The sequence below is a fragment of the Tateyamaria pelophila genome (genome assembly GCF_019966495.1).
Lineage (GTDB): Bacteria > Pseudomonadota > Alphaproteobacteria > Rhodobacterales > Rhodobacteraceae > Tateyamaria > Tateyamaria pelophila.
This window is the reverse complement of record NZ_JAIMIA010000132.1, coordinates 1-11,197: the sequence shown is the minus strand read 5'-3', so window position 1 is coordinate 11,197 and position 11,197 is coordinate 1. Positions and strand designations below refer to the sequence as shown.

The 11,197-nt window shown below is 58.3% G+C and carries 13 protein-coding genes and 1 pseudogene; 4 read left to right on the top strand and 10 right to left on the bottom strand.

Going from position 1 to position 11,197, the window contains the following annotated elements:
- Positions 1 to 61: 61 nt before the first annotated feature.
- Complete coding sequence (locus tag LC354_RS23465) at positions 62 to 622, bottom strand: FlgK family flagellar hook-associated protein (protein ID WP_223428404.1); 561 nt, start codon at positions 620 to 622, stop codon at positions 62 to 64.
- Between LC354_RS23465 and LC354_RS23460 the strand changes: the two genes are divergently transcribed.
- On the top strand, positions 612 to 800 hold the full coding sequence (locus tag LC354_RS23460) for a hypothetical protein (protein ID WP_223428403.1): 189 nt from the start codon (positions 612 to 614) through the stop codon (positions 798 to 800). The two genes, LC354_RS23465 and LC354_RS23460, sit on opposite strands and share 11 nt — an antisense overlap.
- On the opposite strand, the gene LC354_RS23455 is transcribed toward LC354_RS23460, so the two are convergent.
- Both LC354_RS23455 and LC354_RS23450 read right to left on the bottom strand, forming a co-directional pair.
- Positions 790 to 2,100 carry a flagellar hook protein FlgE gene (locus LC354_RS23455; RefSeq protein WP_223428402.1) on the bottom strand — a complete coding sequence of 437 codons (1,311 nt, stop codon included), beginning with the start codon at positions 2,098 to 2,100 and terminating at the stop codon, positions 790 to 792. The genes LC354_RS23460 and LC354_RS23455 overlap by 11 nt on opposite strands.
- Positions 2,101 to 2,202: 102 nt before the next feature.
- Entirely contained in the window at positions 2,203 to 3,042 is an 840-nt protein-coding gene (locus LC354_RS23450; protein WP_223428401.1) for a flagellar motor protein MotB, read from the bottom strand.
- Positions 3,043 to 3,170: 128 nt separating this feature from the next.
- Between LC354_RS23450 and LC354_RS23445 the strand changes: the two genes are divergently transcribed.
- Entirely contained in the window at positions 3,171 to 4,385 is a 1,215-nt protein-coding gene (locus LC354_RS23445; RefSeq protein WP_223428400.1) for an MFS transporter, read from the top strand.
- A 139-nt stretch (positions 4,386 to 4,524) separates the two neighbouring features.
- On the opposite strand, the gene trhO is transcribed toward LC354_RS23445, so the two are convergent.
- Complete coding sequence (gene trhO, locus LC354_RS23440; RefSeq protein ID WP_223428399.1) at positions 4,525 to 5,448, bottom strand: oxygen-dependent tRNA uridine(34) hydroxylase TrhO; 924 nt, start codon at positions 5,446 to 5,448, stop codon at positions 4,525 to 4,527.
- Between the two features lie 227 nt (positions 5,449 to 5,675).
- On the opposite strand from trhO, the gene pncA reads away from it, so the two are divergent.
- Entirely contained in the window at positions 5,676 to 6,272 is a 597-nt protein-coding gene (gene pncA, locus LC354_RS23435) for a bifunctional nicotinamidase/pyrazinamidase (RefSeq protein WP_223428398.1), read from the top strand.
- A gap of 183 nt (positions 6,273 to 6,455) precedes the next feature.
- Entirely contained in the window at positions 6,456 to 7,748 is a 1,293-nt protein-coding gene (pncB, locus tag LC354_RS23430; RefSeq protein ID WP_223428397.1) for a nicotinate phosphoribosyltransferase, read from the top strand.
- 7 nt (positions 7,749 to 7,755) lie between these two features.
- On the opposite strand, the gene LC354_RS23425 is transcribed toward pncB, so the two are convergent.
- The 6 genes and pseudogenes from LC354_RS23425 to LC354_RS23400 all read right to left on the bottom strand — a co-directional run.
- Positions 7,756 to 8,655: a DMT family transporter gene (locus tag LC354_RS23425; protein ID WP_223428396.1), complete on the bottom strand. Its 900-nt coding sequence runs from the start codon at positions 8,653 to 8,655 to the stop codon at positions 7,756 to 7,758.
- 110 nt (positions 8,656 to 8,765) lie between these two features.
- Positions 8,766 to 9,188 carry an alternative ribosome rescue aminoacyl-tRNA hydrolase ArfB gene (gene arfB, locus LC354_RS23420; RefSeq protein WP_223428395.1) on the bottom strand — a complete coding sequence of 141 codons (423 nt, stop codon included), beginning with the start codon at positions 9,186 to 9,188 and terminating at the stop codon, positions 8,766 to 8,768.
- A gap of 15 nt (positions 9,189 to 9,203) precedes the next feature.
- Positions 9,204 to 9,566: a VOC family protein gene (locus LC354_RS23415; protein ID WP_223428394.1), complete on the bottom strand. Its 363-nt coding sequence runs from the start codon at positions 9,564 to 9,566 to the stop codon at positions 9,204 to 9,206.
- 252 nt (positions 9,567 to 9,818) lie between these two features.
- Positions 9,819 to 10,439, bottom strand: a complete 621-nt coding sequence (locus tag LC354_RS23410; RefSeq protein ID WP_223428393.1) for a queuosine precursor transporter — start codon at positions 10,437 to 10,439, stop codon at positions 9,819 to 9,821.
- 61 nt (positions 10,440 to 10,500) lie between these two features.
- A pseudogene (locus tag LC354_RS23405) lies at positions 10,501 to 10,968 on the bottom strand (esterase-like activity of phytase family protein); the annotation flags it as partial.
- Between the two features lie 39 nt (positions 10,969 to 11,007).
- A partial coding sequence (locus LC354_RS23400; RefSeq protein WP_223423851.1) for a transposase domain-containing protein occupies positions 11,008 to 11,197 on the bottom strand: 190 nt, incomplete at its 5' end.

Below are 11,197 nucleotides of genomic sequence, written 5' to 3'. Positions count from 1 at the left end.
CATGACCGCTGAGACATAATCAAGGGTGGGTCAAATCTCGGTGAAAATACCGGGTCACTTCTCAGCGAAAATCAACAGCGATTGCGCCTTTTTGTCGGGGCACCGTGCGGATTGGAACCATTTCGCTGATTTCATCAACCAGTGTTTGGCGCTGATCTTGCAATGACGATGTGTCGCCATTGTTAGAGCCTGCCGAAATGATTTGACTGTTTAACCGTTCAACGGACTTCAGGACTTCGTTCAGCCTCTCGACTTGTGTGCCAATGTTCCGATCAGCTTGCGTCCGCGCTTGTTGCGCTCCGTCGGAGGCCGTGTTGATAGCAATCGCAAGATCACGCGCGCTCCATGCGGCGGCCTCAAGACGTTCATTTGCGTCGGGTCGACTGCTGGCCGTGATCAGACTGCTTTCGAATTCAGAGAGACGCGCAGACAGGGAGCCGGGTTGGTCCGGCGTGCTCAGCAGATTTTCGAACTTGTTCAGAAAACCCGTGGTTTCATTGCGATAACCGAACTCCGCCCCAGCCAGACGACGGTCGGACAAAACCTGAGTGTCGATGTGACGCGTGACCCCATTGACACGAACGCCACCTGAAAATCCCTCTCCAGACGAAGTGAGCGACAAAGAGCGCCGTGCATACCCGGGCGTGAGCGCGTTCGAAATATTGGACGATACGATTTCGGACGCGCGCCCTGCCGCGCGCAGCCCCTACATGGCCGAATTCAATGCACTGGAGATGGTCATATCAGAACCTTCCGATGGGGGTCAGGCGGCCTGGGTGGCCGACCACTTTATCGTTTGATGTTGGTGGTTTCCTGCAACATTTCGTCCACGGTCTGGATTACCTTGGCATTGGAGGAGTACGCGCGCTGGGTCTGGATCATGGACGTCAGTTCGCCTGCAACATCGACGGTGGACTCTTCCCGGGCGTAAGATACCACGTCTCCGGTTGGACCATCGCCCGCGTCCCAAAGAAAATAATTGCCGCTGTCCGGGGATGGCAGATAGGTCTGCTGATCGAGCGAGACCATGCCATTAGGATTGGGCAAATCGACCAATGGAATCTGGTAAACGGTGCGGTTGATCCCGGTGTCAAAGAAGGCCGTGACATAACCATTTGCGTCAACTTCCACGCTGGTCATGTTACCAACCGGCGATCCGTCCTTGGAAATGGAGACTGGCGCGAAGCTGTCGGACAGTTGCGTGATGCCGTCGCTATCGCCCAGTTGACCGATGTTGATGGCCAGTGGCCCACCGTCCACGTTGACAATGACCGCACCGGTTATGGGATCGTATGTTCCGCCAGGGCTGCCCGGGACATCAACGACGGACATCATCGTACCGCCCGAAGTGCGGCTGTCATCGAATGCCAGGGTATACTCGCCGATGACCGCTCCATCGAGAGCGGAATCTGTCAACGTCATGGTCCATTCGTTTGAGGACCCGGTGGCCGGTACATTGGGGGAAAAGCTGATATTGACGCTTTCCGAAGTGCCCAGGTTGTCAAAATACTCAACGGCCAGGTTTTGTGCCTCGCCAAGGCTGCCTGCGTCCGTTTCAGTCGCAGGCAGGTTGACGCCGAGTGAAATTTCAGTGGTCGGCTCACCCGAGAACTGGTTCACATTGATCTGAACCGGTTCCAGCCCGTCGGAAGTGTCGCGCGGATATGGGGGAACAGTGCCATCCGGCATTGCAGGCCATCCCAGAAGGATAAGCCCCGCGTCAGATCGCAGATATCCTGCTGCGTCGGTCCGGAAGGACCCCGTTGTCGTCAGCAACATCTGTGTATCGCCGTTTCCAACCTCAACTTGGGCGGCCTGCGCCACGGGTAGCATACCGCGCCCACGTACCGCCAGATCCGTGGGATTGGAGGTGGACACCAACGATCCGCTTTGGTCGATCAGGCGGGACGTCGTCGCCCGGACGCCACCCGCAGAGTAGGTACCGCCAGATGACGAAATCACCATCGAATGGAAATCCGTATTGACCCGCTTGTACCCAAATGTGGAGGAGTTCGCGATATTGTCCGAAATGGATGCAAGCCGCGTTGCATTGGCCTGAAGCCCTGCCACACCTGCGTTGAGCGAAGAAGATATCGTCATGGACACGCCTTTCTGCTGTATCGACCGAATTGGGCCAACAGTTAGGCGTCGCGTCTTAATGTCGGGCTAACAGATAAAATCTGATCTATTCTGATGCGGACGCTAATCGCGCAGCAGCACGATCTCCAGCCTGTTGTTGCGTATGGCCATTGGGTTGCGCACGGCGGGTTCGCGGTCTGCATGCCCTGTGACACGTTTGATCCGGGTCGTTTCAATGCCGGCCCGTTCGATCAATTTGCGCATCGCACTCGCCTGCGCGACTGACAGTTGCCAGTTTTTTGGCTCAGCTAAAACAACGGGTTCCGCGGGTACATGGCCGCCGATCGCAATGCCGTTTTCGACGGTCTGTGCCGTTTCGCTGATGACCCTTGCCAGATTTTCCAACAGCGCAGTCGGTCGATCGGATGCGCCCTCAAACAGGGGCGTATCCCGCAACGCAAATATTTCGATAACCAGACCTTCATCTGTCAGACGTGTCGTTATGTGCTGAAAATCGTTTTCCATCACTTTGGACTCGCCGCCCTTGCCGAGTAACCTTGCCTCAAGCGATGTAAACACCTCCTGGTCCTGGGATTGGCCCGCACCATCGACGCTCATCCCCGTTTCGCCGCGCGCTTGCCGCGCTTCGGTTGGTCGTTGGGAGGTGGCTCCCGTCCCGTTTTGTGGCAACGTCATTTCCGAAAATACACTGTTGCCGCCAAAGCTGCCGTCGCCACCGCCGGAAATGCGGTTGATCGGGATGGTCGGCGAAAAATAGTCCGCGATCCCCTTGCGTTGTTTTTCAGTTGTTGCATTCAGCAGCCACATCAACATGAAGAAAGCCATCATAGCGGTCACGAAGTCCGCATAGGCCACCTTCCAAGCACCGCCATGATGCCCCCCGGCAGCAATGACTTTCTTGCGCTTGATGATGATAGGCCGCGCATTTGCTTGCGCGTTCATACCCACACCTCAATTTCACCCAAGTGCAGTGGTAGCGTGGGTCCCGTTACCCTGCGCTTAACAGATCGAATTGTTCGGAATTAACGCGGGCTCTTGCGTCAGGATGCCGGTCAGGCGCAGATAGGGACATGACAAACAGTTTGCTCGACAGCCCATATGCGTGGCGCCGCCTGGCTCTCACGCTTGCCATCGCCACCGTCGCAAATGTGGGGATGTGGGCCATTATCGTTGTCATGCCCGCAGTCGAGGCGGAATTCGGTGTTGGCCGCGCAGAGGCGAGCCTGCCTTACACGCTGACGATGATTGGTTTTGCGGTGGGCAATTTTGCAATTGGTCGGGCAGTTGACCGATGGGGCGTCACTCCGGTGCTGGTGGCATGTGGCCTTGGGATCGCAGCGGCCTACGGGCTGGCGATTTTGAGCACATCCATTCTGATGTTGTCGTTGGCGCAACTTTTCGTGGGTTTTTTCACGGCGGTCGGCTTCGGGCCGCTCATCGCGGACATCTCGCACTGGTTCATGAAAAGACGTGGCATTGCAGTGGCTTTGGTGGCCAGTGGCAATTACATCTCAGGCGCGTTCTGGCCTCTCATCCTCGCAGGGTTCCTGGCTGAAGATGGCTGGCGCGTGGTGTACGGGATCCTGGCACTTGCGACCTTGCTCGTGGTCGTACCTCTGGCCTTTGCCTTGCGACGCAAGGTGTCGGACGAGGCCTATGCCACGGCCGAAGCCGCCTCGAACCTCAGAGCGGGATCCGTCGGCTTGTCGCCGCGCGCGCTGGCGTGGTTGTTGGGGCTTGCAGGCGTGGGATGCTGCGTCGCGATGTCGATGCCGCAGGTCCATATCGTCAGCTACTGCGTCGATCTGGGGTATGGCCCTGCCGTCGGGGCAGAGATGCTGGCGCTGATGCTGTTGGGAGGCGTCGGCTCGCGGATTGTGTCTGGCCTTCTGGCGGACCGGTTGGGTGGTGTGCGCACTTTGTTGATTGGATCCGTCCTGCAATGCATTGCATTGGTCCTGTACCTGCCGTCAGATGCGCTCATTTCCCTCTACGTGGTCAGTCTGGTGTTTGGTTTGAGCCAAGGTGGGATCGTGCCCAGCTATGCGGTCATCGTGCGCGAATACATGCCCGCCCGCGAGGCCGGTGGCCGTGTCGGGTTCGTGCTGATGGCGACGATCATGGGCATGGCGCTGGGCGGATGGATGTCCGGCTGGATCTATGACGTGACGGGCAGTTACGAAATGGCGTTCTGGAACGGCATTTTATGGAATGGATTGAATATCGCGATCATGCTCTGGTTGCTGGGCCGGAGCCGTCAACAAACGGCGATACAGCCCGCCTGAGAGGGCGATCAGCGCCACAAAGACAGCCAGAAGATTTCGCACGTTCACCCTGTAACAACAACAGCCGGGCCAACCCGAGACAGATGAGAATTGGCATTTCTGGCAGGCTTGCGCAGATGGGTTGAAGCTGTTTGACGAGCTACCCTTTGTCAGGGACCATGCGTCCGGTCAGGTGATCTGTTCCGCGGTCCCGCGCGAGATTCACCTGTTTCTGGCGTTCGCGAAAGCGCCCTTTGTCCTCTTCGGTCGTGTCGTCAGCACACAGATGACAGCTGACACCGGCCTCATATTCAGGTCGGCTCCGGTCTTCCGGCAGGATCGGACGGCGGCAGGCGTGGCAAAGCTGGTGCGGGCCGACCTCGAGCCCATGGCCCACGCTGACGCGCCCGTCAAAGACAAAGCAGGCCCCGTTCCAGGTGCTCGTCGCCTCCGGCACTTCTTCGAGATATTTCAGAATGCCGCCCTTGAGGTGATAGACGTCGTAAACGCCTTGTCCGAGCAGATAGTTGGTCGATTTTTCACAACGAATGCCGCCGGTGCAGAACATCGCCACCTTCTTGTTGTGAAAGCGATGCTTGTTCGCCTCCCACCACGCGGGGAATTCGCCAAAACTGGCAGTTTCAGGGTCGATGGCACCATCGAAAGTGCCGATGGCGACTTCATAATCATTGCGCGTGTCGATCAGCACAACATCGTCGCGGGCAATCAATTCGTTCCAGTCCGCGGCTTCGACATAGTGGCCGGTGCGCGCAGCAGGATCGACATCCGGTTGACCCATTGTCACGATCTCGCGCTTCAGGCGGACTTTCATCTTGCCAAAAGGTGGGGTCGGACTGTGGCTTTCTTTCCATTCCAGATCATCACATCCGGGCAGCGCTCGAATATGCGCCAATACGGCATCAATGCCTGCGCGTGTGCCGGCAATGGTGCCATTGATGCCTTCGGGGGCCAGTAGCAGGGTGCCCGTCACGCCGTGACTGCACGCCGTCTTGGCCAGCGGGCCCTTGAGGGCCTCGGGATCGGCAAAGCGCGTGAAATGGTAGAGGGCTGCGATTGTGTACATGATTGGCAATTAAAGCGTTTCGACTTTTCCTTGAGACATCATTGGTCGTTTTTCGCGTTCGACCAAAGCGAGAGGCGGAGAACAAACGATTCAAGTCTAAGTCGGAGCGCTATAAGGCATCCACACAGGGCCTTGCAAGAGGGCGCGGGGTTGATCCGGGCCACGGGGTGCGCCACAAACCCGTAAGGCGGGCGTGTCGCCCGCCCGCACCTGTCAGAGGAGACGTCATGACAGCCCTTATTGTGATCGATGTGCAAAATGACTTTTGTCCGGGCGGGGCTTTGGCCGTGCCCGGCGGAAACCAGATTGTTTCCGGAATCAACGGATTGATGCGCGCGGCTCAAGCGGTTGTCCTGACGCAGGACTGGCACCCGACAGGGCATTCGTCTTTTGCCTCGTCCCATGATGGCCACGCGCCTTATGAGGTGACGGAAATGCCCTATGGTGCACAAGTGCTGTGGCCGGATCATTGTGTTCAGGGGACGGAAGGCGCGCGATTTCACCCGGACTTGCATACTGACCGGGCCGAGATGATCGTGCGCAAGGGCTTCCGCGCAGGCATCGACAGCTATTCTGCTTTCTTTGAGAATGATCGGTCCACGCCGACCGGTCTTGAAGGATATCTGCGCACCCGTGAGATATCTGAACTGATGATGGTTGGTCTCGCCACCGATTTTTGCGTCAACTTCTCTGCGCTGGATGCGGCAAAACTGGGGTTCGACGTGACGGTTCGGATGGACCTGTGCCGCGCGATCAATCTGGATGGATCATTGGAGGCCGCATGTGCTGCAATGAAGGCGGCAGGGGTCAAGCTGGCCTCGTGATCCGACGCGGATCACGGCGAGACGCCGTCGCGGCGTCTGCGTTCCGCCTGCCGCCGACGTTGGAGCCGCATTGCAATCCGAGCCGGATTGCTGCCGAAGACCGTGTCGGTCTTCGCGCGCCTTGGCTTGCAGCCGGGCGCAAACCTCTGGCACAAGGTTAACAGTCAAGCAAGGAACCGCCACATGGTCGATATTGCCGCCCGCGTCTGGAACCATAAATGGAAGATCGACCCGATTGTCCGGTCTTTGATAGATACGGACTTCTATAAGCTGCTCATGTGCCAATCCGTGTTCCGCAACAAACCCGACACGCAGGTGACCTTTTCGCTCATCAACCGATCCAAACATGTGCCACTGGCGCAGTTGATCGACGAAGGCGAATTGCGCGAACAACTGGATCATATCCGATCCCTGTCGCTCAGCCGCGGCGAAAGCACATGGATGCGCGGCAATACGTTTTACGGCAAGCGGCAGATGTTTACGCCTGAATTCATGGACTGGTTCGAAGCCTTGCGCCTTCCGCCCTATCACCTGGAACGGCGTGGCGATCAGTACGAGTTGACCTTTGAAGGGTCATGGCCCGAGGTCATGCTTTGGGAAATCCCGGCGCTGGCCGTGTTGATGGAGCTGCGCGGCAGGGCGGTTCTGAACGGGATGGGCCGGTTCGAGCTTCAGGTGCTCTATGCCCGCGCGATGACGAAACTCTGGGAAAAGATCAAGACATTACGCGAACTGGACGGGCTGCGGGTCGCTGATTTCGGGACCCGCCGCCGACACTCGTTCTTATGGCAGGACTGGGCCGTGCAAGCGATGTACGAAGGTATGGGCGAAAAATTCGTCGGGACCTCAAACTGCCTGATCGCCAAAAATCGGGACTTGGAAGCCATCGGCACCAATGCCCACGAACTGCCCATGGTGTATTCCGCTTTGGCTAAGAATGATGCGGAACTGGCCCGGGCACCCTACGACGTGCTCAGCGATTGGCAGGAAGAGCATGACGGCAACCTGCGCATTATCCTTCCAGATACGTACGGGAGCGAAGGTTTCCTTGAAAATGCGCCCGATTGGCTTGCCGGATGGACAGGTATTCGGGTCGACAGCGGGGATCCTGCCGCAGCGGCGGAAATCGCGATAGACTGGTGGACTGCGCGCGGCGAAGACCCGACGCAAAAGCTGGTGATCTTTTCCGATGGCTTGGACGCCGGCAAAATCGAGGAACTCCACAAACAGTTCAAAGGCCGTGTCCGGGCGAGCTTTGGTTGGGGTACGATGCTGACCAATGATTTCATTGGTCTGACAGAGGGCGACGCGCTCGCTCCATTCTCGCTGGTGTGCAAGGCGGTCAGTGCAAACGGGCGACCCACCGTCAAACTGTCGGACAACCCGAACAAGGCCATGGGTCCAGAGGACGAAATCGAAAGGTACAAACGGGTTTTCGGGGTCGGCAAGCAAGAGGCCTTGGACGTCGTCGTATAGGGCAGGCTTAGCTCAGTCGCTTTGCCCTTAACGCACGTTCGCGCCAGATGATCAGCAGCCCACCGATGGCGATCAGCAGGGCGCCCGGAAACAAAGCATCCCAAGGGGTCTCGTCGAAAAACAACCAGCCAAGGCCAAAAGCCAGCGGTATACCGAAGTAACTGAACGGGGCAAGGTTGCTTTGTTCGGTCATGCGGTAGCTGACCACCAGGAACAGCACAGCCGTGCCGCCAAACCCCCCCATGGCAATGATCCAGGCCATGTCTGTGCTGCTTTGGACCGGTGTGAACCCACCGAGCGAAAGGGCCAGAACCAAAGCGCCACAGGCCGCAGAGATTGAGGAATAGAGGCTGACAAGTGGGCTTGGCACATCGTCGTCCATCAGGCGCGCCGTGACTCCCACCAAGGCATAACAGGCCGCAGCCCCCAGCGGCAAAAGCGCATCCAACGAGAATGTGTCTGACCCTGGTTGCATGACAAATATGACGCCGACAAAGCCAACCATCACAGCGCTCCAGCGGACCCAACCCACATGCTCGCCCAGCAAAGGCACCGCGAGGGCCGTCATGAACAATGCGTTGGCATAGGTGATTGTCGAGGCGGTTGCAAATTCCATCCGGCCCAGCGACATATAGAAAAACAGCTGTGCAAAGGTCACGATAAAGCCGCGCATCAATGCCAGCTTCCACTGCCGTATCCGCCAGATCCGTCCTTTGGCATGCCACCCGCGCGAGGCGGCCAATGCGATGATCGACGGGATCAGACCAAACAGGTTGCGCCACGCCGAAAGCTCTGCTGCGGAATAGGTGCCGGACAGGTGTTTGATCACCAGGCCCATGGCATCGAACAACGTCAACGCCACAAGGCTCAGGATAATGGCAAGGCCGGTCCGGTCCGTTGGGCGCATGGTGTCCTTTGGGGTTGAAAAGAAGGGCAGTCGACGCGCCCACCTTACGGGCTTTGGGGTCGCTGTCATCCGCAATCAACCCCGTAAGGCGGAGGCATCCTCCGCCATGCTCAGTCCTCGGGGTCTACGCGACCGCGCATTGTCTTGACCTCGCCGCGCACTTTCTTGGCCTTGAGGCGGCGTTTCTTTGACCCCAACGTCGGCCTGGTCGCGATCCGCCTTTTGGGGGCCACGAGCGCCTTGCGGATCAACTCGGCCAAACGGTCGCGGGCGATGTCGCGGTTGCGCGCCTGGCTGCGGGTTTCCTCGCATTGGATCACCAGCGCTCCGTCCAGCGTCCAGCGCCGCCCCGCCAACCGCTTCAACCGTGTCTTGACCGGCCCCGGCAAGGACGGAGAGCGGGCCGCCTCGAATCGCAATTCCACCGCAGAGGCCACCTTGTTCACATTTTGCCCACCTGGACCGGAAGAGCGGACAAATTGCTCACTCAATTCCCAGTCCTGAATGGTGATGTCGTCGTTGATCCGCAGCATGGTTACCCTTGGCCCTCAACCAGACGCCAAACGCCCCGACACGCTGACGGAATTGCCCGACGGGTCCTTGGCATTCGCAAAAACATAGCCATCTGCCGTGTGCAGCGGGCCAAAGACAAGCCCTTTTTCGGCGCAGTTCGCGCAGAAACCTGCGACATCGTCCGTTGCAAAGGTCAGCTTGACCAGCGTCTGACCCTGTTTGCGCCCTTTGCCCATCGGATGCAGCAGCAGTGTCATGCCCGGCGCCGGCGGGCGTAACTCGATAATTCGGTCGCCTTCGAGTGGGTGAACTGAGTAGCCGAAAATGTTGACGTAAAACCGGGCCATCTCGTCCATCCGGGACGTGTAAAGGATCAGGCTGGAGAGCGTCGGTGTCATGCAAATGTTCCTATTGAACCGAAAAAGGGCCGCACGTTTCGGTGCGGCCCAATCGAATGGTTTCAGGAGGTGGGGTCGGTTAGACGACACCGTCCACTCCGGTGGTTTGCCCGCGTAAGGGCTGCCTCAGCAGGCGACCTCCAAAGCTGTTCCGACACCTCTCTCCAATACCGTTCTTGACACTGGATCACCTCCTTTACATTTGTTGAACTCATGTACAGCGTCGCATAGCTGCGCCAAATGTCAACGCTTTTAGACGGTGTGCTCAATTTTTGCTGTGACCCAGCGAAAGGGTGCCAATGCAATCAGCGCCAGCGTTAGCTTGACGGCCCAGTCTGCAATTGCCAGCGACACCCAAAGCGGCGCCATCGGGCCGACCCCGAGGATCGGTAACACCTCGCCGGCCCATGCCACGTCGGTTGCAGGGTGGATGAACGTAAAGCTCGCCGAAAACGCGATCGAGAAAAACAGGGCGGTGTCAACGGTGCTGCCCACAAGGGTCGAGACAAGCGGTGCTTTCCACCATGCCCCACGGCGCAGCGCCGAGAATATGCCGACGTCGAGCAATTGCGCCGTCAGGAACGCGATGCCGGAGCCAAGCGCGATGCGCATGGTCACCAAGGGACCAAATTCGCCCATGATCTGTGTGCCGATCAGGCTACAGACCAGCCCGACGACAAATCCGACGAACACGACGGTGCGCGCAGGGCCCGCGCCATAGACGCGGTTCATGATATCGGTGACAAGAAAGGCCAGCGGGTAGGTGAACGCCCCCCAGGTCAGCCAGTTTCCGAACAGGAATTGAACGAGGATGTTTGAGGCCAACACAATGAGGGCCATGGCAATGATGCCGGGAAGGTGTGCGCGTGTCATATCTGATGCCCGTTTTAGCAAGGTTGCGGCGACTTGATCCCAGACTCGGGATTTGGGCGTCTTAGTCGCAGGATGCGCCTCCTGCAAGGGTTTCCGTCAGGGCGTATTCCACCAACTCGCTGGTCTGGATCGCCAGGAAGTTGTCATCGGACACCAAAGTCAGACATGTTGCACCCGTATTGGATCGCCAGACAGATATGCCTTCGAGGTTGTCATGAAGCCCCATCGGCGTTGTGATCAGGGTTTGAACTCCCGCACCGGGTGCGGCCGGATCAAGCCGTCGGATGCGACTGCGAAACCCAAGGGCCGTAAAGGCCCGCTCAAGAATATAAAGCAACCCGTCAGGTCCGATATCAGCCCCCGTTGGCAGAAAGGAGCCGCGTCGGGGCAAGAAGGCGATCACCTCCCAAGTCCCTCTTGAATAACGATAAATCGGAAAAGGTACGTCCCTGCCGCCGGAGCGTTCGGGCAGGGTATAGAGGGTCCCGTCCGGAGCCGCAGCCAGCGCTTCAAGCGATCCGTTGTCCTCAAACTTCGCAAAATCGTAAACATCCGGCGTGGACCGCGTTTATGCGGCCTTGACGTTTTGTGCTGCGGTTTTCCAGTTCCATGGTAGCAGCTCGTGCACGCGCGAGACTGGCATGTCGGGCAGTCGTTTGAGAACGTCAGCGAGCCAGGCTTGGGGGTCGATGTCGTTCATTTTTGCGGTGACGATCAGGGTGTACATGAAGGCTGCGCGGTCGCCGCCGCGTTCGGAC

Coding starts and splice junctions, on each gene's coding strand:
- LC354_RS23455 (WP_223428402.1), bottom strand. CDS start 2,100: ATGACGATATCTTCTTCGCTCAACGCAGGTGTGGCAGGGCTTCAGGCC.
- LC354_RS23450 (WP_223428401.1), bottom strand. CDS start 3,042: ATGAACGCGCAAGCAAATGCGCGGCCTATCATCATCAAGCGCAAGAAA.
- LC354_RS23445 (WP_223428400.1), top strand. CDS start 3,171: ATGACAAACAGTTTGCTCGACAGCCCATATGCGTGGCGCCGCCTGGCT.
- trhO (WP_223428399.1), bottom strand. CDS start 5,448: ATGTACACAATCGCAGCCCTCTACCATTTCACGCGCTTTGCCGATCCC.
- pncA (WP_223428398.1), top strand. CDS start 5,676: ATGACAGCCCTTATTGTGATCGATGTGCAAAATGACTTTTGTCCGGGC.
- pncB (WP_223428397.1), top strand. CDS start 6,456: ATGGTCGATATTGCCGCCCGCGTCTGGAACCATAAATGGAAGATCGAC.
- LC354_RS23425 (WP_223428396.1), bottom strand. CDS start 8,655: ATGCGCCCAACGGACCGGACCGGCCTTGCCATTATCCTGAGCCTTGTG.
- arfB (WP_223428395.1), bottom strand. CDS start 9,188: ATGCTGCGGATCAACGACGACATCACCATTCAGGACTGGGAATTGAGT.
- LC354_RS23415 (WP_223428394.1), bottom strand. CDS start 9,566: ATGACACCGACGCTCTCCAGCCTGATCCTTTACACGTCCCGGATGGAC.
- LC354_RS23410 (WP_223428393.1), bottom strand. CDS start 10,439: ATGACACGCGCACACCTTCCCGGCATCATTGCCATGGCCCTCATTGTG.